Annotated in this window: 17 protein-coding genes; 5 read left to right on the forward strand and 12 right to left on the reverse strand. The window is 72.0% G+C overall.

Features of this window, described 5'->3' with window-relative positions; all coding sequences use genetic code 11:
• Positions 1 to 66 precede the first annotated feature (66 nt).
• Positions 67 to 1098, forward strand: coding sequence for a glutathione S-transferase C-terminal domain-containing protein (locus tag O7601_RS03275; protein WP_281564790.1), 1032 nt, complete (start codon positions 67 to 69; stop codon positions 1096 to 1098).
• Positions 1099 to 1264: 166 nt separating this feature from the next.
• Here the strand turns inward: O7601_RS03275 and O7601_RS03280 are convergent, their stop codons facing one another.
• Together O7601_RS03280 and O7601_RS03285 are read right to left on the reverse strand one after the other, a co-directional pair.
• Positions 1265 to 2227, reverse strand: coding sequence for a complex I subunit 1 family protein (locus O7601_RS03280; protein ID WP_281564791.1), 963 nt, complete (start codon positions 2225 to 2227; stop codon positions 1265 to 1267).
• On the reverse strand, positions 2227 to 3036 hold the full coding sequence (locus tag O7601_RS03285; RefSeq protein WP_281564792.1) for an NADH-quinone oxidoreductase subunit C: 810 nt from the start codon (positions 3034 to 3036) through the stop codon (positions 2227 to 2229). Before O7601_RS03285 ends, O7601_RS03280 begins: the two co-directional genes overlap by 1 nt.
• 148 nt (positions 3037 to 3184) lie before the next feature.
• Between O7601_RS03285 and O7601_RS03290 the strand changes: the two genes are divergently transcribed.
• Entirely contained in the window at positions 3185 to 4231 is a 1047-nt protein-coding gene (locus tag O7601_RS03290; RefSeq protein ID WP_281564793.1) for a glucose 1-dehydrogenase, read from the forward strand.
• 19 nt (positions 4232 to 4250) lie between these two features.
• On the opposite strand, the gene O7601_RS03295 is transcribed toward O7601_RS03290, so the two are convergent.
• Complete coding sequence (locus tag O7601_RS03295; protein WP_281564794.1) at positions 4251 to 5567, reverse strand: DUF2252 domain-containing protein; 1317 nt, start codon at positions 5565 to 5567, stop codon at positions 4251 to 4253.
• A 133-nt stretch (positions 5568 to 5700) separates the two neighbouring features.
• The gene (gene nuoB, locus O7601_RS03300) at positions 5701 to 6279 is read right to left on the reverse strand and encodes an NADH-quinone oxidoreductase subunit NuoB (RefSeq protein ID WP_281564795.1); all 579 of its coding nucleotides are present in this window, start codon (positions 6277 to 6279) and stop codon (positions 5701 to 5703) included.
• 124 nt (positions 6280 to 6403) lie between these two features.
• Between nuoB and O7601_RS03305 the strand changes: the two genes are divergently transcribed.
• Positions 6404 to 6730, forward strand: coding sequence for a hypothetical protein (locus tag O7601_RS03305; RefSeq protein ID WP_281564796.1), 327 nt, complete (start codon positions 6404 to 6406; stop codon positions 6728 to 6730).
• A gap of 106 nt (positions 6731 to 6836) precedes the next feature.
• Here O7601_RS03305 and O7601_RS03310 read toward each other — a convergent pair whose 3' ends face one another.
• Genes O7601_RS03310 through O7601_RS03320 form a run of 3 tightly spaced genes read right to left on the reverse strand, consistent with a single transcriptional unit; the run spans position 6837 to position 10248 of the window.
• Positions 6837 to 8300: an aminotransferase class V-fold PLP-dependent enzyme gene (locus O7601_RS03310; protein WP_281564797.1), complete on the reverse strand. Its 1464-nt coding sequence runs from the start codon at positions 8298 to 8300 to the stop codon at positions 6837 to 6839.
• Positions 8297 to 9901, reverse strand: coding sequence for an MFS transporter (locus tag O7601_RS03315; RefSeq protein ID WP_281564798.1), 1605 nt, complete (start codon positions 9899 to 9901; stop codon positions 8297 to 8299). Before O7601_RS03315 ends, O7601_RS03310 begins: the two co-directional genes overlap by 4 nt.
• A 32-nt stretch (positions 9902 to 9933) precedes the next feature.
• Positions 9934 to 10248: an MGMT family protein gene (locus tag O7601_RS03320; RefSeq protein WP_281564799.1), complete on the reverse strand. Its 315-nt coding sequence runs from the start codon at positions 10246 to 10248 to the stop codon at positions 9934 to 9936.
• 61 nt (positions 10249 to 10309) lie between these two features.
• Between O7601_RS03320 and proB the strand changes: the two genes are divergently transcribed.
• Positions 10310 to 11419 (forward strand): glutamate 5-kinase, encoded by a 1110-nt coding sequence (gene proB, locus O7601_RS03325; RefSeq protein ID WP_281564800.1) that lies wholly within the window; start codon positions 10310 to 10312, stop codon positions 11417 to 11419.
• Complete coding sequence (locus O7601_RS03330; protein ID WP_281564801.1) at positions 11416 to 12690, forward strand: glutamate-5-semialdehyde dehydrogenase; 1275 nt, start codon at positions 11416 to 11418, stop codon at positions 12688 to 12690. The genes proB and O7601_RS03330 overlap by 4 nt, the downstream gene beginning before the upstream one ends.
• A 151-nt stretch (positions 12691 to 12841) precedes the next feature.
• Here O7601_RS03330 and O7601_RS03335 read toward each other — a convergent pair whose 3' ends face one another.
• The 5 genes from O7601_RS03335 to O7601_RS03355 all read right to left on the reverse strand — a co-directional run bounded on the left by O7601_RS03335 (position 12842) and on the right by O7601_RS03355 (position 17934).
• Positions 12842 to 13762: a squalene--hopene cyclase gene (locus O7601_RS03335; RefSeq protein WP_281564802.1), complete on the reverse strand. Its 921-nt coding sequence runs from the start codon at positions 13760 to 13762 to the stop codon at positions 12842 to 12844.
• 32 nt (positions 13763 to 13794) lie between these two features.
• Positions 13795 to 15015 (reverse strand): adenylyltransferase/sulfurtransferase MoeZ, encoded by a 1221-nt coding sequence (gene moeZ, locus O7601_RS03340; RefSeq protein ID WP_281566775.1) that lies wholly within the window; start codon positions 15013 to 15015, stop codon positions 13795 to 13797.
• Between the two features lie 102 nt (positions 15016 to 15117).
• The gene (locus O7601_RS03345) at positions 15118 to 15855 is read right to left on the reverse strand and encodes a DUF3152 domain-containing protein (RefSeq protein ID WP_281564803.1); all 738 of its coding nucleotides are present in this window, start codon (positions 15853 to 15855) and stop codon (positions 15118 to 15120) included.
• A gap of 152 nt (positions 15856 to 16007) precedes the next feature.
• Entirely contained in the window at positions 16008 to 16805 is a 798-nt protein-coding gene (locus O7601_RS03350) for a DUF3152 domain-containing protein (RefSeq protein WP_281564804.1), read from the reverse strand.
• A gap of 154 nt (positions 16806 to 16959) precedes the next feature.
• A complete protein-coding gene (locus O7601_RS03355; RefSeq protein WP_281564805.1) occupies positions 16960 to 17934 on the reverse strand; it encodes an alpha/beta hydrolase in 975 nt (324 codons plus the stop codon).
• Positions 17935 to 17937 lie beyond the last annotated feature (3 nt).

Below are 17937 nucleotides of genomic sequence, written 5' to 3' on the forward strand. Positions count from 1 at the left end.
GGGCCGGTCGGATGAAGATCCGCCATGATGGGGGTGCGGACGAGACGGGCACACCCTGGGGGCGACATGGGCGAGGACGGTAAGGGCACCGGCGGCAGGTACGTCGAGCCGGGTGAGTTCAAGCGGGACCAGAACTACATCATTAGCCGGATCACCGCCGACGGGCGGGACGGCTATCCGGTCGAGCCGGGGCGTTACCGGTTGGTGGTCAGCCGCGCCTGCCCGTGGGCGAACCGGCTGATCATCGTACGGCGGCTGCTCGGCCTGGAGGACGCCATCTCGATGGGCGTCGCCGGGCCGACGCACGACGCGCGGAGCTGGACATTCGATCTCGACCCGGACGGGCGGGACCCGGTGCTCGGCATCGAGCGCATCCAGGAGGCCTACTTCGCGCGCTACCCGGACTATCCCCGGGGCATCACCGTGCCGGCCATCGTGGACGTGCCCACCGGGCAGGTGGTGACCAACGACTACGCCCAGATGAGCCTGGACCTGTCCACCGAGTGGACCGCGTACCACCGGCCCGGCGCTCCGCAGCTCTACCCGGAACACCTGCGCGCCGAGATCGACGAGGTCAACGCGGTGGTCTTCGCCGACGTCAACAACGGCGTCTACCGGTGCGGCTTCGCCGGCAACCAGGAGGCGTACGAGCGGGCGTACCGGCGGCTGTTCGACCGGCTGGACTGGCTCAGTGAGCGACTCGCCGGTCAGCGCTACCTGGTGGGCGACACGATCACCGAGGCCGACGTCCGGCTGTTCACCACGCTTGTCCGCTTCGACCCGGTCTACCACGGCCATTTCAAGTGCAACCGGCAGAAGCTCAGCGAGATGCCGGTGTTGTGGGCGTACGCCCGGGACCTGTTCACCACGCCCGGCTTCGGTGACACCATCGACTTCGACCACATCAAGCGGCACTACTACGAGGTGCACCGGGACATCAACCCGACCGGCGTGGTGCCGCTCGGCCCCGACCTGTCGAACTGGCTCACCCCGCACGACCGCGAGTCCCTCGGCGGCCACCCCTTCGGCGATGGCACCCCACCCGCACCCCCCACCCCCACCGAACGGGTCGACCCCACCCACACCCCCCTGGACTGACCCCACCCAACCCGAGCCTCCTCGATCATGAGGTTGCTGTCACCGCTGCTCGGGGGAGGCGGCAGTTTCGGGGATGTTGCTGGGTCGCCGCGACTGGAGACAGCAGTTTCGGGGATAGTGCTGCCTCGACGATCGCGCGGGGCGGCGCGGGGGCGGCGCGGGGGTGTCAGAGGGCGAGGCGGATGGCGGCGGTTAGGACCAGCTGGGCCAGGGCGGCGGGGACCAGGACGAGCCAGCAGAGGCGTTGGAGCTGGTCCTCGCGGAGTCGGGGGTAGGAGACCCGGAGCCAGATGATCACGAAGCTGACCGCGGCGACCTTGAGCAGGGTCCAGAGCCAACCGAGCTGCGCGTCGGCGAACGGGCCCTGCCAGCCGCCGAGGAACAGCACGGTGGTGAGCGCGGCGATCACCACGATGCCGACGTACTCGGCCAGCAGCAGGAAGGCGAAGCGCAGGCCGGTGTACTCGGTCAGATAGCCGAAGACCAGCTCCGAGTCGGCGACCGGCATGTCGAACGGCGGCCGGCGGATCTCGGCCAGCCCGGCCACGAAGAAGACCACCATCGCCGGCGCCTGCCAGAGCAGCCACCATGGCTGCCACGCCTCGACGATGCCGGAGAGGCTGAGCGTCCCGGCGGCCATCGCCACCGACGCGGCGGCCAGCACCAGCGGCAACTCGTAGCCGAGCAGTTGTGCCGCACCACGCAGCCCACCGAGCAGGCTGTACTTGTTGGCCGAGGCCCAGGCCGACATGAGCACCGCCAGCACGCCCACCCCGACCACCGCCAGCACGAAGAACAGCCCGACGTCGAGCGGCTGCCCGACCAGGTCGTTCGGGCCGAGCGGGATCACCAGCAGGGCCAGCAGGTACGGCACCAGCGCCACCGCCGGCGCCAGTCGGAACACCGGCCGGTCGGCGGCGCGCGGGGTTACGTCCTCCTTCTGGACGAACTTCACCCCGTCGGCGATCAACTGCGCCCAGCCGTGGAACCCGCCCGCGTACATCGGGCCGAGCCGACCCTGCATGTGCGCCATCACCTTGTGTTCCGCCTGCCCAACCAGCAGCGGCAGGACGAGGAAGGCGGCCAGCACCCCACCGATCCGGACAACCAGTTCCAGCCAGAGCGGCATCAGCTCTCACCTCCGTCATCCGGTGCCGGACCGCCCTCGGATGCGGGTCCATCCTCAGCCGTCGGGCCGCCGGGACCCGGTCGGGGGGCCGCCGACTCCCCGGCGGAGCCGGCAGCCCGAGGGGTACGCGGCCCGCGGGCACCCGGCGCCGGACGGGCCGGACGCTCCCGGGCTGGGCGGGCCGGGGTGCCGCCGCGCGGACCCTCCCCCACCCCACCGGCTCCGGCCGGGGTCGGCACGACGCCCCACTCACCTGGCGCGGGTACACCCGGGGGTCGGATCGGGCGGCGTCCACCGCCGGCCTCCGACTCGCCCGGCTCCTTCGCACCCGGCCAGGGCTTCGCCACCCGAGAGGCCAGTACGAACTCCTTGCGCAGCGGGTGTCCCTCGAACTCCGGAGGCAGCAGCAGTGGGCGCAGATCGGCGTGCCCGGCGAAGTCGATGCCGAACATCTCGTGGGTCTCCCGCTCGTGCCAGGCGGCTCCCGGGTAGACCGCCACCACGGAGTCGACAATCGGTGTCTGGCGGGGCACCCGGGCGCGCAGCAGCACCCCGTGCCGGTGCGTGGTGGACCAGAGGTGGGCCACCACGTCGAACCCGTCGGCCAGCTCGTCGACGGCCGACAGCCAGTCAAAGTAGTCGAAGGCCAGCTCGGTGTCGTCGCGGGCGGCCAGCAGCGCGGCCCGCCAGGCGTGCGGGGGTACGTCGATGGTGGCCCGGGAATGGACCTCACCGCCGGAGACGGTCGCGGTCGCCTCGACGGGCGCAAGCAGCGCGACGAGCCGCTGGCCGATCTCTTCCGGTGTCATGTGGCTGATCCTAGGCCCTGTGCCCGGAGTCCTCGGCCGAGCCGATGCGGAGCCGGGTGGCGCCCGACCAGCCGGCCGGGTGCACGCGGTCGGGTGACTCTCGCGCGCTTCGCCGGTGCCGATCGTCAATGGTCACCAGGATGGACCCGTGCGCGCTGTGACCGTCATCCCCGGAGTAGCCGGCTCGCTGCGGCTCCTCGACGACTACCCGGAACCGGCCCCCGAGGAGGGACCGATCCTGGTGGAGGCCCTCTCGGTGGGCGTCTGCGGCACCGACATCGAGATCATCGACGGACAGTACGGCGAGGCCCCGCCCGACACCGACCACCTGGTGCTCGGTCACGAGTCGCTGGGCCGGGTGCTGGAGGATCCGACCGGCACCCGGCAACCCGGTGACCTGGTGGCCGGGATCGTCCGGCACCCCGATCCGATGCCCTGCCCGAACTGCGCGGTGGGCGAATGGGACATGTGCCGCAACGGCCTGTTCACCGAGCACGGCATCAAGGCGTTGCCGGGCTTCGCCCGTGAGCGGTGGCGGTTGCAGCCCCGCTTCGCCGTGGGACTCGACCCGTCGCTGATCGAGGTGGGCATGCTGCTCGAACCGACGAGCGTGATGGTCAAGGCGTGGGACCACGTGGACCGGATCGGCCTGCGCGCGGAGTGGCAGCCCCGCACTGCGCTGATCACCGGTGCCGGGCCGATCGGCCTGCTCGCCGCCCTGCTGGCCAGCCAGCGGGGTCTCTCGGTGCACGTACTCGATCTGGCCACCGAGGGCCCCAAGCCGGCGCTTGCCGGCGCGCTCGGTGCGACGTACCACTCCGGACCACTCGATCAGCTGGACCTCGAACCGGACGTCATCATCGAGTGCACCGGCGCACCCGTGGTCGTGCTGGAGGCGATGTGCAAGGTCGGCCCCAACGGGATCGTCTGCCTGGCCGGGGTGTCCAGCGGCGGCCGGACGATCGACTTCGACGCGGGCGCGCTGAACCGGACACTCGTGCTGGAGAACAACGTCGTCTTCGGGTCGGTGAACGCCAATCGGCGCCACTGGGAGGGCGCCGCCGAGGCACTGTCCAAGGCCGACCCGGCCTGGCTCGCTTCGCTGATCACCCGTCGGGTACCGCTGGCCCGGTACGCCACCGCCTACTCACCCGGACCGCAGGACATCAAGGTGGTCCTCGACTTCACCGCCTGATCGCGCTGAGACGGAGTGGTCAGATGCCGGGCAGCCGCCCGTTGCGGAACAGGTCGACGAAGAGCTGGTGATCGTGGCGGGCACGTACCCCGTACGTGTGGGCGAAGTCGACCAGGTGCCCGACGAAGCCGGCGGTGTCCGCGTCGACGGCGGCGACGATGGCCTCCTCGGTCGAGTAGTCGACCAGGTCGTGGCTGGACTCGTCGTCGGCCACCGAGTGCATCCGGGCGACCGCCCGCCCCAGGTCGGCCAGCACCCCGGCCAGTTCCTCCGGTTCGTTGACGTCCGCCCAGTCGAGGTCGGCCGCGTACGGGGACACCTCGGCGACGAGTTGGCCGACGCCGTCGAGTTCGGTGAAGCCCACCCACGGGTCGGCGTGGGCCTGGAGGGCCCGCTGCGACTCGGCGGTGCGGTGCCCCTGGTGCCGGAAGTAGCCCCGGACCCGCTCGTCGTCGATGTACCGCGCCACCGCCGGCACCTGGGCCTGCTTCATGTAGATGACGACGTCGTTCTCCAGCGCCTGGGTGTGCCCCTCCAACAGGAGGTTGTACGACGGCAGTCCGGCCGAGCCGATGCCCACCCCCTTGCGCAGCACCACATCCTTGATCTGGGCGGCCAGCGGCCGGGCCTGCGCCGTGGTGGGCGGCAGCGTCTCCAGGTACGCCTCGAACGCCGCGCACACCCGCGCCCGCACCTGACCGTCGATCTCGTACACCCCGTCGCCGACGGAGAAGCGCCGCTCGTAGTTGTCGATGGTGGTCTGTCCCCGCAGCAGGTCCACCCGGGTGTTCAGCCGCGCCTGCTGAAGCACCCGGCGCAGCACACCGTCGGCGTTGTCCAGGGTGATCGACCCGATGGCGTCGTCCCCGCCGGCAGCGATGGCCCGCAGTTCGACCAGGTACGCGTTCGCGAAGCAGGTGACCAGGTCGCTGATGATCCGGTCGGAGAGCGCCTTGGTGTAGCCGATCAACGCCACGCTGGCGACGAACCGCCGCAGATCCCAGGTGAACGGTCCGACGTACGCCTCGTCGAAGTCGTTGACGTTGAAGACGAGTTGACCGGAGCCGTTCATGTAGGTGCCGAAGTTCTCCGCGTGCAGGTCGCCGTGGATCCACACCCGGCTGGTTTGCTCGTCCAGGAAACTGTCGTCGACGAAGTCGCCCCGCTGGTCGGCGTAGAACAGGCTGGCGCTGCCCCGGTAGAAGGCGAACGGCGAGGCCGCCATCTTGCGGAACTTGCGCCGGAAGGCGGCCGGGTCGAGCGCCATCAGGGTGCCGAACTCTTCGGTCAGCACCTCGATGATGAAGGCGGAACGTTGCTCGGCGAGGTCGGTCATGATCCGTACGCTAGCGAAACCTCACCACCCGGACGGCCAGCCGAGCGACCGGTCTCGCCGGACCGACCGGACCGCCGCCCGCACCCGGCCGGGCACCGGGGCCGGGTCCCGTGCGCGGCGGCGCGGGCACCGGTCAGGCGGTCGGCGGGCGTACCGGCGGTGAGGTCAGGGAGGCCACGGAGCGGGCCGGCGCGCCGTCGCTGGGTGGCGCGTCGACCGGAGCGGCGAGCGGGTCGGTGCGGGGCACCCCCCCGAGACCGGACTGCTCGGCGGCGATCTTCTCCTGTAGGCGGAGGATGCCGTGCAGCAGCGCCTCGGGCCGGGGCGGGCAGCCGGGCACGTAGACGTCGACCGGAATCAGCTGGTCGACCCCCTTGGTCACCGAGTACGAGTCCCAGTACGGGCCGCCGCAGTTCGAGCAGGCCCCGAACGAGATCACGTATTTCGGCTCGGGCATCTGGTCGTAGAGCCGCTTGATCGCCGGGGCCATCTTGTCGGTGACGGTGCCGGAGACCACCATCAGGTCGGCCTGCCGGGGGCCGTGCGCGAACGGGATCACGCCGAGTCGCATGAAATCGTGGCGGGACATGCTGGTCGCGATGAACTCGATGGCGCAGCAGGCCAGCCCGAAGTTGAAGACCCAGAGCGAGTAGCGGCGGCCCCAGTTCAGCACGAACCGGATCGGCTCACCGAGCACCGCAGGCAGCTGCACGACCGCTCCCCCTCCTGTCCCCCGACAGTCAACCACAGGGTCCGAGGCCGGAAACCCGGGCCGGCGGGGGATCGGGCGCTCCGCACCTCGGGGTGAACATCCGGCGGCCCGCCTGTCTCCGCCGGTGACCGTCGGATGGGCCGGCGACACCGCGCACGAGTACCTGTGGGTGGAGGCGACCGGCCGGCCGGCGGACGTGGTGATCTGGGGCACCGACCCGCAGGACGCCCCGAGCTCCTTCACCAACTTCGTCGTACCCGGCGACCGCTTCATGACCGGCGAACAGCGGAGTTTCGACGTGCTGCTGCACGCCGAGCCGGAGACCGTGCCGGGCGACCTCGGCACCGTCTCGTTGCAGCTCAGCACCCAGTGGTACGGCAACAGCGTGGCCGACGCCGACCCGGCCGACAACACCGCATCATTCACGGTTCGCGTGGCCGCCGCGGCCTGACCGTCCCTCGTCCGGCCGGTGCCCACGGGCGCCGGCCGGACGTCGTCGGTCACCACGCCGGGCGTCGACGTCGTCGGGTCACTGGGCAGGCGCTGGCATCGTCGGCTCACCAGGCCGGGCGTTGCAGCAGCCCGACGAACTCCACAAGCAGCCGCTCCCGCACCGCCGCCGGGGCGGCGTCGAGCAGCGTGTTGACCACCGCCATCCGGTCCGGAGCACCAGCAGCACCGCCCAGGCCGAGCCCTTCGGCCAGCCCCGCCACCAGCTCCGGGGTGAGCGCCGCCGGGGTGAGGCTGCCGGCCATCGCCAACAGATCGGGCGGCAGCTCGACCGGCCCGGCGGCGCGGGCCGCAGCGACCGCGTCGGCCAGCGCCGGACCGAACTCGGCCACCCGCGGCGCCACCGCTGCGGTCACCGTCAGGTGCACGCTGGCCGGCAGGTCGGCGTACCGGAGCTGGGGTTGGGTGTGCCAACCTCGCGCGGTCAGCTCGTCCACCAGCAGGAACAGGTCGAGGGTGGGGTCGTCGGCGGTGAGACAGACCACCGTGGACTCCGGCTCGGCGACCAGCCGCAGCCCGTCGGTGGCGCGTACCGCGTCCGCCAATGTGCCCACCGCCTCCCAGGTGCGGCGGGCAAGCTCCAGATAACCGTCGTCGCCGAGGTGCCGCAGGGTGGCGTACGCGGCGGCGATCGGCCCACCGGAGCGGGTGGAGGAGATCACTGGGTTGATCATCGTGTACCCGGGCCAGTCGGCGTACGCGAAGTACTGCGGGGTACGCAGTTGCGGGTCGCGGTGCAGCAGCACCGACACGCCCTTCGGCGCGTACGCGTACTTGTGCAGGTCCACCGAGATCGAGGTGACCCCGGGTACGGCCAGGTCGAACGGGGGCACCGGCCGGCCCAGGCGACGCAGGTACGGCAGCGTCCAGCCGCCGAAGCAGGCGTCCACGTGGCAACGGACCCCGGCGGCGGCGGCCACCTCGGCGATCTGTTCGACCGGGTCCACGACGCCGTGCGCGTACGAGGGGGCGGAGCAGGCCACCAGCACCGTCTCCGGCCGGACGGCGGCGGCCACGTCGTCGACCGCCGGCCGCAGCGTGGTCGGGTCGATCGGCACGGTATCGAGTTCCACCCGCAGGTAATGGGCCGCTTTGGCGAACGCGGCATGGGCGCTGGCCGGCACCACGATCCGGGGCGCCGCGATGTCCGGCCGGGCGTCCCGGGCGGTCTTCACGGCCAGGATGAGCGACTCGGTGCCACCACTGGTGACACTGCCGACGACGTCCGGGGCGGTGGTGCCCGGCCCACCGCCGAGCAGGCGCGCCGCCGTCGCGACAAGCGCGTTCTCCATGGCCAGCAGGGACGGGAAGGCCGTCGGGTCGAGCCCGTTGACGTGAGCGCTCTCGGCGTGAGCGGCAGCGGCGAGCGCGTCCAGCCCGGGCACCGCCGGGTCGTACACGTACGCGAACAGCCGCCCCCCGTGCGTCGGCCGATCCATCGCCCGCAACTGCCGGATCTCCGCCAACACCTGCTCCGCCGCCATCCCAGCCGGCCGATTCTCGTCGATCATGGAGTTGTGGCACCCTTTCCGTCGGTTTCCTCGGCTTTTGTTCCTGCCACAACTGCAAGATCGGCGGTGGCTGGGGGTGGGGTGGGGGTGGAGAGGCGGGCGGGGGTCAGGTCGTAGGGGCGGAGTAGGAGGGTGGCCGAGCCGATGAGGAGGGCGGGGAGGATGGTGAAGCCGAGCAGGACGCCGAGGCGGGCGGTGTCGGACTGGGTGGCGGCGGTACCGGTGGTGGAGGAGACGTAGCCGGTGGTGGCGAGGACAAGTCCGTAGATGCCGGGACCCAGGGCCAGTCCGAAGGTCTCGCCGGCCGTCCACACTCCGGTGAAGACGCCGGCCTGCCGACGCCCGGTGCGCATCGTGTCGTACGCGATGCAGTCCGGGAGCATGGCCAGCGCGAACACCTGCTGCCCGGCGTACCCGACGCCGAGCAACGCGACCAGCAGGTAGACCACGGCGGTGGGCAGCACCGGCGCGGCGACCAGCGCCAGTCCGCCGGCCGACAGGATCAGCGACGCGGCGACCAGGGCGGCGAGCTTGCCCACTCGGGCACCCACCCGGGACCAGAGCGGCATGACCACCAGCGCCGGGCCGACGAAGCAAGCGAAGAGCACTGTCGGACCGGTCGTCGAGTCCCGCAGCACGTGGTCGGCGAAGTACTGGACCCCGGCGAGGATCGTGGCCACCCCGGCGGACTGCACCACGAAGCAGAGCAGCAAGGCCCGGAAGGGCCGACTGCGGGCCGCGACGGTCAGTTGGGCGCGCAGACTCGGCTCGCTCTCGCCGACCGCGCCCTGCGGGGCGGACCGGGTGCCGAGGAAGGCGCCGACGGCGCCGAGCGCGATGAGGGCGGCCACGAAGACGCCCATCCAGCGGTGTCCGGCAACACCGCCGCCGGCCGCGTCTCGTACCAGCGGCGCCACCGCACCGGCGACCAGGATGGCCAGCGCCAGCACCGCGATCCGCCAGGTCATCATCCGGGTACGTTCGGCGTAGTCGCTGGTCAATTCGGCTGGCATCGCCACGTACGGCACCTGGAAGAAGGCGAACGCGGTAGCCGTGGCCAGGAAGGCGACGGCGACGTACGCCCCGGACGCGGGACCGGCTCCGAACGGCGCGGCGAAGATGGCCCCGAAGAGGACGGCAAGTGCCAGCCCACCGAAGAGCAGGTACGGACGGCGGGCGCCCCAGCGCGACCGGGTGCGGTCGGAGATCCGCCCGGCGACCGGGTTGACCAACACGTCCCACGCCTTCGGCAGCAGCACCAGCAGGGCGGCCACACCGGCGGCCACACCGAGCGTGTCGGTGAGGTACGGCAGCAGCAGCAGACCCGGCACGGTGCCGAAGGCCCCGGTCGCCAGCGAGCCGAGCGCGTAGCCGGCGTGCACCCCTCGGGGCAGCGCGCCGCTGTCCTGCGGGGTCGCGCCGGACGCGGCCGTCGCGGGCGCAGCGCCGGAAGCGGCCGTCGGGGGTACGGCGGTGGGTGCCGCGCCGGGGGCCGTCGGGGGTACGGCGGTGGGTGCCGCGCCGGGGGCCGTCGGACCGGCAGCGGGCGCGGGCTGTCCGGGGGCAGGCGTGGGGCCGGATCCACCCGGCGGCGCGGTCATGGGGCCGAATATTACTCACGTTATGGTGGGGGTCACATCCCCTGCCCGGGCCACCACGCGGCCATCCGCATGTTCACGCCGGTACCACGCAGCGGCGTCCCTTCGGCGAGCCAACGTGCCCGCGCCTCCCGGGCCAGCCTGGGCGGCAGGCCCCCGGACGCGTTCACCACCCGGTGCCACGGCGCCCCGCCACCGTGGCGCGCCATGATCGCCCCGATCAGCCGCGCCGACGTCCGCCCGGAGCGCTCCGCCAACGCGTCGGCCACCGCCCCGTACGACATCACCCGGCCAGGTGGGATCCGGTCGACAAGTGCCAGCACTGCCTCGACGTACTCATCAGGTGTCACAAGCGGCCAGACTATGGGAACGGCGGCGGGCCGCGCCGCGACAACAGCGCAGAATGGGCGGGTGCGCGACGCAGTCACGGCGGCCCGGCGGGTCGTTGTCAAGATCGGGTCCTCCTCGTTGACCACCGCCAGTGGCGGGTTGGACGACGGGCGGGTCGACGCGCTTGTCGACGCCCTCGGCCTACGGGCCGCTGACGGCCGCGAGGTGGTGCTGGTCTCGTCCGGCGCGATCGCCGCCGGCCTCGCCCCACTCGGTCTGGCCCGTCGACCGCGCGACCTGGCCACCCAGCAGGCCGCCGCCAGCGTCGGCCAGGGCCTGCTGATCGGGCGGTACGCGGCCGCCTTCGCCCGGCACGGCCGCACCGTCGGCCAGGTGCTGCTCACCGTCGACGATGTGACAAGGCGGGCCCACTACCGCAACGCGTACCGCACCCTGCGCAAGCTGCTCGACCTGCGGGCGGTGCCGATCGTCAACGAGAACGACACGGTCGCGACCGAGGAGATCCGGTTCGGCGACAACGACCGGCTGGCCGCGCTGGTGGCCGCGCTCGTCGACGCCGACCTGCTGGTGCTCCTCTCCGATGTCGACGCGCTCTGGACCGGGAACCCGACCCGACCCGGCGCCCGTCGCATCCCCGAGGTACGCGACGAGGCGGACCTGGTCGGTGTCGAGATCGGCGGCAGCGGTCGCGCGGGGGTCGGCACCGGCGGCATGGTGACCAAGGTGGAGGCGGCCCGGATCGCCACCGGCTTCGGCATCCCGGTGGTGCTCACCTCAGCCACCCAGGCGCTCGCCGCGCTGGCCGGTGAGCCGGTCGGCACCTTCTTCCACCCCAGCCTCCGGCGACCCGCGGCCCGGCTGTTCTGGCTCGCCCACGCCACCGCGCCCCGGGGCCGGCTGCACCTCGACCCGGGTGCGGTGGCTGCGGTGGTGGGGCGACGCAAGTCACTGCTGCCCGCGGGGATCACCGCCGTGGACGGTGCCTTCACCGCCGGCGACCCGGTCGACCTCGTCGACACCTCCGGCGCACCGGTGGCCCGAGGGCTGGTCAATTACGACGCGATCGAGTTGCCCGGCCTGCTCGGGCGGTCGACCGCCGACCTCGCCGCGGCGCTCGGCCCGGCGTACGAACGGGAGGTCGTCCACCGCGACGACCTGGTGCTGCTGTGAGTGGAAAAGCTGGAAGGAGTGGGGAGATGAACGTGAGCGAGCAGGCCCGCCGGGCGCGTACGGCGGCGGAGACGCTGGCGGTGACGACGCGTACCGCCAAGGACGCCGCGCTGCACGCGATGGCCGACGCGCTGGTGGCGCGTACGCCGGAGATCCTGGCCGCGAACGCCGCGGACCTGGCGGCCGGGCGCGACGCCGGGCTGAGCGCGGCCGTGCTGGACCGACTCGCCCTCGACGAGAAACGGGTGGCCGGCATCGCCGACGCGCTGCGCCAGATGGCCGCGCTGCCCGACCCGGTGGGCGAGGTGGTCCGGGGCTCGACCCTGCCCAACGGGCTGGAGCTACGGCAGATCCGGGTGCCGTTCGGGGTGGTCGGCGTCATCTACGAGGGGCGGCCGAACGTGACCGTGGACGCCGCCGGGATCTGCCTGAAGGCCGGCAACGCGGCGCTGCTGCGCGGCTCCTCCTCCGCCGCGCACTCCAACGCGGCGCTGGTGACGGTGCTACGCGACGCCGTCGACGGGGCCGGTCTGCCCGCGGACGCGGTGCAGCTGGTCGACGCCAGCACCCGCGACTCCGTCAAGGAGCTGATGCGGGCTCGGGGCCTGGTCGACGTGCTTATCCCGCGCGGCGGGGCGTCGCTGATCCGCGCGGTGGTCGAGGAGTCGACCGTGCCGGTGATCGAGACCGGGGTCGGCAACTGTCACGTCTACGTGGACGCCGCCGCCGACGTGGCGATGGCGGTCGCGATCACCCTGAACGCGAAGACGCAGCGCCTGTCCACCTGCAACACCGCCGAGTCGCTGCTGGTGCACGCCGACGTCGCCGACGCATTCCTGCCGACGATGCTGGCCGCGTTCGCCGAGGCCGGGGTGATCGTGCACGGCGACGAGCGGGTCGCGGCCTACTCCGACGCCGTGGTGGCGGCCACCGACGAGGACTTCGGCACCGAGTACCTCGCCGCCGACATCTCCGCCGCCGTCGTGGACTCCCTGGACGCGGCGGTCGCGCACATCCGGAGGTACGGCAGCGGCCACACCGAGGCGATCGTCACCGACTCGCAGTCGGCCGCCCGGGAGTTCGTGGCCCGGGTCGACTCGGCGGCCGTGATGGTCAACGCCTCGACCCGGTTCACCGACGGCGGCGAGTTCGGCTTCGGTGCCGAGATCGGCATCTCCACCCAGAAGCTGCACGCCCGCGGCCCCATGGGCCTGCCCGAACTGACCAGCACCAAGTACGTCGTCACCGGCACCGGCCACCTCCGCCCCTAGCCCACCCTCTCCCTCTTTGTTGATCATGAGGTTAGCGGTTTCGGTAAGCGCTTTCCGCGGCGCTAACCTCATGATCAACCCGGGGCCGGGGACGCTGGGGACGCCGGGGCTGGGGACGCTGGTCTCCGGGGCTGGGGACGCTGGTCCGGGGTCAGCGGAAGGCGCGGATGACGGCGAGGGTGGCGTGCACGTCGAACTGGTGGCCGTCGTCGCTGCTCCAGCCGCCGTCGCTGCGCTGGGTCTCGGTGAGCCGGCGTCGGGCTGCCACCAGTGTCCACTCCTGATGATCGACGCCCACCCGGCGCAGCGTCACGGCGAGCCAGGCGGCATCGGCCGCCGACGCCTGCGGTAATCGCTCCGCCAACACCGCCTTTATCTGCGCCGACTCGTAGAACATCTGCTGCCGGTGCAGGACGGCCGCGCTGAGCCAACCGGCGGCCAGGAAGGACGGCCAGCTCCCGTCGGGGCGCAGTTGAGTGGCGAGCGCCTGGCTGGCGGCATGCACCACCCCGGCGTACGCCCCACCGACCCGGTGGTCCAACGGCCCGGCGGCCCGCGCGTCCAGGCCCGCCACGGTCAGCCAGAAGGCGGCGTTGGCGGTCAGGTACAGCCGCGCCTCCGGGTCACCCGGACGAGCCCACTCCGGAGCGGAGTCCGCGAGGGACTGGTCCTCCTCCCAGCAGCCGTCACGCTGCTGGCCGGCGGCGAGCCAGTCCAGTGCCCGGCGGGCGCTCGGGCGGCCCAGCGCGCCGAGGTCGTCCAGTTCCGCGAGGCGGAAGCAGGTCGCGTCGACCGAAGCGACCTCGTCGCCCCAGGACGCCGGCCAGCCACCGCCAAGTGTCTGCCCCACCTCGGCGCTGTCGAGCACCTCCGGCGGTGGTTGCGTGCCGGTACGCAACCAGGACAGGCGGGCACGCTCCACCGCATCTCCGTGAGCCACCACGAACCCGGTCGCGGCGTCGATGTCGACCACGGCGGCCACGCTACCGGCGCAAACGTGATCTCGCCTCAGGAGGACGGATAGGTGAGATCCGACCGACGGCAGGGTAGCGGCGAGGGGCCCGTGCCCCATCGGTCCTGGCTGCGAGACCCCTCGCCGTCCGATCAGTAGGCGGGTAGCGACGGATCGATCTGCTTGATCCAGGAGAGCACCCCGCCCTGCACGTGTACCGCATCGCGGAAACCAGCCGCCTTCAATGCGGCCAACGCCTCCGCGGACCGGACGCCCGACTTGCAGTGCAGCACGATCTGCCGGTCCTGCGGAAGCTTGGACAGCGCCTCGCCGGAGAGGATCTCGCCCTTGGGGATCAGGGTGGCGCCGGGGATGCGGACGATCTCGTACTCGGCCGGCTCCCGGACGTCGACGAGGAAGATGTCCTTGCCGGCGTCCTGCCACTCCTTCAGCTCGGATGCGGTGATGGTCGCGTCGATCACCGCCTCCTGGGCCTCCACCGACACCGCGCCGCAGAAGTCCTCGTAGTCCTCCATGAGATCGGTGAGCGTCGGGTTCTCACCGCAGAGCACGCAGTTCGGATCCTTCCGGACCTTGATCTTGCGGTAGCTCATCTCCAGCGCGTCGTAGACCATCAGCCGGCCGACCAGCGGATCACCGATGCCGGCGAGCAGCTTGATCGCCTCGTTGACCTGGATCGAGCCGATCGAGGCGCAGAGCACCCCCAGCACGCCACCCTCGGCGCAGGAGGGGACCATGCCGGGCGGCGGGGGCTCCGGGTAGAGGCAGCGGTAGCAGGGACCGTGCTCGGCCCAGAACACCGATGCCTGGCCGTCGAAGCGGTAGATCGACCCCCAGACGTACGGCTTGCCGAGCAGCACCGCCGCGTCGTTGACCATGTACCGGGTGGCGAAGTTGTCGGTGCCGTCGACGATGAGGTCGTACTGGGCGAAGATGTCGCGGACGTTGTCCCGGTCCAGCGCGGTGTTGTGGATCTCCACGTTCACCAGCGGGTTGATCTCGCGGATGCTCGCCGCGGCCGACTCGGCCTTCGAACGGCCGACGTCGGAGACCCCGTGGATGATCTGGCGCTGGAGGTTGGACTCGTCGACGGTGTCGAAGTCGATGATGCCCAGCGTGCCGACACCGGCGGCGGCCAGATACATCAGGGCGGGCGAACCGAGGCCACCCGCGCCGACACAGAGCACCCGGGCGTTCTTCAGCCGCTTCTGCCCCTCCACCCCGACGTCCGGAATGATCAGGTGGCGCGAGTAGCGGCGGATCTCGTCAACGGTCAGCTCGGCGGCGGGTTCGACGAGCGGGGGCAGCGACACGGTGGACTCCCCGGGATCGATGGTGGGCAACCGGGCCATTGTCGCTCGCCGACGCACCCATCGACCATGAGCAGGGACACGTCGCCCGCTATGCGGGAGCGGGAATACCGGCCGCGTCGGCGGCGCTCACGGCCGCCGCGGTCAGCCGATCAGCTCGCCGGCGTACCGGTGCCCGTCGAGGATCGGCCAGGCGTTCGGCAGGCAGCCGTCCAGGCCGTACGTCTGCTGCTGCATGACCGGTGCCGGGTCGCCCGGTGCCGGGCACGCCTCGTGCCCCTCCCCGAATTCGTGCCCGACCTCATGGTTGATCACGTACGCCCGGTAGACCTCCAGCGGTGCGCCGTAGTCCGGCACCGCCTCCACCCAGCGGGCCAGGTTGATGACGACCTGCCCGGGCAGCCGGCACGAGGTGTAACCCTCGGTGCTCAGTCCCCCCTCCGCGCACATCACCTCAGAGGTGTGCGGAGTGGCCAGGTAGATGGTGAAATTGGCTGATTCCGCCTCGGCGATCCGCTGCACGCGCAACTGCCCGGCGCCGATCCAGCTACGCGGGTCGGCCAGCACCTCGTCGACGGCGGCGGCGAAGGCGGCCGGATCCTGGCCGATGCCCCGTTCGACGGCGACCCGGTACCGGGCCACCGGACCGTCCTCGCCGTGCACCGGCGAGCGGCCACCGGCCACCGTGAAGCTGCCGACGCCCGCCCATGGGTACCTGCTCGGCTCGATCCGCTCGTTACCCCCCGCTCCGGACGCGATCCGATTGCCGAAGCCCTGATCCAGGGCGGCCACCCGCTGTCCGGTCCGGGCCAGCAGCACCGCCGCGGTGGCGGCCAGCACCAGCGCCATGCCCAGCGTCACGACCGCCCGGTACGGGACCACCGTTCTACGGTGCCGGTCTCCGGACTCCGGCGGGTGGTTGGCGCGACGGCAATCGCGCCAAAGGGGCGAAGAGGGCATGATGTCATCGTCGCACCCTATTCCGGCACATCACCGCGTTTTGATCGATTGACTGCCGGTCACGGGGAATGTGCTCACAGCGGCGGGCCCGCGTACCGCCGGCCGTCCAGGTACGGCCACGGGTTCGCGACGCACCCCTTGAGGAAGAGCGTCTGCTGCATCATCACCGGAGCCGGTTCACCACGGCCCGGGCAGCGCTCATGCCGGTTGCCCAACTCGTGACCGACCTCGTGATTGACCACGTAGGTCCGATACAGCGACAGCGGCACGTCGGCCTCGACGAAATGCGGCACCGACAACCGCCAGCGGTCCAGGTTGATGATCACTTTCCCCGGCGCGCGGCAGGAGGTGTACGGCCGACCACCGACCCGGATGTCCACGCCCCCGGCGGCGCACATCCGACCCGCCGTCCCGGCCGTGGCCAGATACACGGTGAAGTCGTGACGAGCGGTGCGCTCGACCTGCCGCAGCCGCAGCCGGCCGCTGTCCACCCAACTGCCCGGGCCGGCCAGCGCCGTGCGCACCGTCAGGGCGAACTCACCCGCGTCCACGCCCGAGCCGGACTCCACCGCCACCCGGTAGCGCCGGAGGTCACCGGCCGCACCCAGCACCGGGCCGGTCAGGTCGTCGTACCCGAACCGACCCGGACCGGTCGACGGGATCGAACCAGGCTCCTGGAGCACGGGTGCCGTCGGCGACGGTGACCTCGCCGGAGGCGACGGGGACACCGGCGACGGCGTCGCGACGGGCGTCAGGGCCGCGGCCGGCCCGGAGACCACCGGGTCGACCTCGCCGGCCGCCCCCGAGCCCACTCCGGCGCCGCCGGTCACCATCGCCACCGCGGCACCGACGGCGGTCACCAGCACCGCCACCCGGATCAGGGTCCCTGTTCCGGGCCGTCTACGACTCCCCCCGCCCTCGGCGGACACGGTCCGGTCCGCCGCCCGACCATCGCGGCCCCGCCGGACGGCTCGACGGCCAACGGAATGCGCCGATCGACGACGGCTACCAGGGCTGTGCACCCGGTCATCCTGCCAGGTCGGCCCGGCGGGCGGGTTCCCCCGTCTCGGCGAGTAGCCCCAACACCGCCCGGGCCACCAGGCGTGGGACCTCCAGCTGAGCCACGTGACCGACATCGCTGATCATCATGAGTCGGCTGTCCGGGATGACCCGCGCGGCCTGTGGCGCGACCCGTACGTCGACCAGCCGGTCCCGCCGGCCTCCGATGACCAGCGACGGGGCGCGCACCATGCCGGCCATCCGCCACAGCGAGCCCGACCCGGGCAGGTACGACCGCACAAAGCTGGACACCAGGCCACGGAAGGTGCGCACGTACGCCGCCGCGTAGTGCTCCGCCTCGTAGCGGATCCGGATCTCCTCCAGCGCCTCACGCCGACGCTGGTCGCAGATCCGGCTGAGATCGGCCACACACGCCTCCATCACCTGCTGGGCCATCACCTCCGGCGCAAGTTGGGCCAGCCGCCAGGCGGCCACCCGCTCGCCTCGGGGGATCGCCAGCAGCGGCAGCATCCGGCCCTGCAACGACCGGCGGAAGTCCAGGAACGGCAGGGCCGGCGACACCAGGGTCAGCGTCCGGACCAGATCCGGCCGGAGGGCGGCCACCCGAACCGAGATCGCGCCACCCAGCGAGTTGCCGAACAGGTGCACCGGCCCGCGATCGGAATACTCGATCCAGCGGATCACCCGGTCGGCGAAGACCGGCACGGTGTAGCGCCGGCCCGGCTCGCTGCGGCCGAAGCCGGGCAGGTCGATCGCCTGACCGTCCAGCCGCTCGGCGAGCAGGCCGGCCAGGTCGGTCCAGTTCTGCGACGAGCCGCCGAGGCCGTGCACGTACAACGCTGGTTCGGCGTCCGGTCCGGTGGCCGGCGTCTCCCGGACATAGGTGACGGCTCCGTCGAGTCGCACCTCGCGCCCCGGCCAGGGCGGCGGAACCGAGTGCGCGGGCAACAGTCGTTCGGGCCAGAGGGTGGCAGGCTTCACCGT

Source organism: Verrucosispora sp. WMMD573 (assembly GCF_027497175.1).
Taxonomy (GTDB): domain Bacteria; phylum Actinomycetota; class Actinomycetes; order Mycobacteriales; family Micromonosporaceae; genus Micromonospora.

Excerpts from the sequence above, each read along its gene's own strand:
- O7601_RS03275 (WP_281564790.1), top strand. The coding sequence starts at position 67 with ATGGGCGAGGACGGTAAGGGCACCGGCGGCAGGTACGTCGAGCCGGGT.
- O7601_RS03280 (WP_281564791.1), bottom strand. The coding sequence starts at position 2,227 with ATGCCGCTCTGGCTGGAACTGGTTGTCCGGATCGGTGGGGTGCTGGCC.
- O7601_RS03285 (WP_281564792.1), bottom strand. The coding sequence starts at position 3,036 with ATGACACCGGAAGAGATCGGCCAGCGGCTCGTCGCGCTGCTTGCGCCC.
- O7601_RS03295 (WP_281564794.1), bottom strand. The coding sequence starts at position 5,567 with ATGACCGACCTCGCCGAGCAACGTTCCGCCTTCATCATCGAGGTGCTG.
- O7601_RS03310 (WP_281564797.1), bottom strand. The coding sequence starts at position 8,300 with ATGATCGACGAGAATCGGCCGGCTGGGATGGCGGCGGAGCAGGTGTTG.
- O7601_RS03315 (WP_281564798.1), bottom strand. The coding sequence starts at position 9,901 with ATGACCGCGCCGCCGGGTGGATCCGGCCCCACGCCTGCCCCCGGACAG.
- O7601_RS03335 (WP_281564802.1), bottom strand. The coding sequence starts at position 13,762 with ATGGGGCACGGGCCCCTCGCCGCTACCCTGCCGTCGGTCGGATCTCAC.
- moeZ (WP_281566775.1), bottom strand. The coding sequence starts at position 15,015 with ATGGCCCGGTTGCCCACCATCGATCCCGGGGAGTCCACCGTGTCGCTG.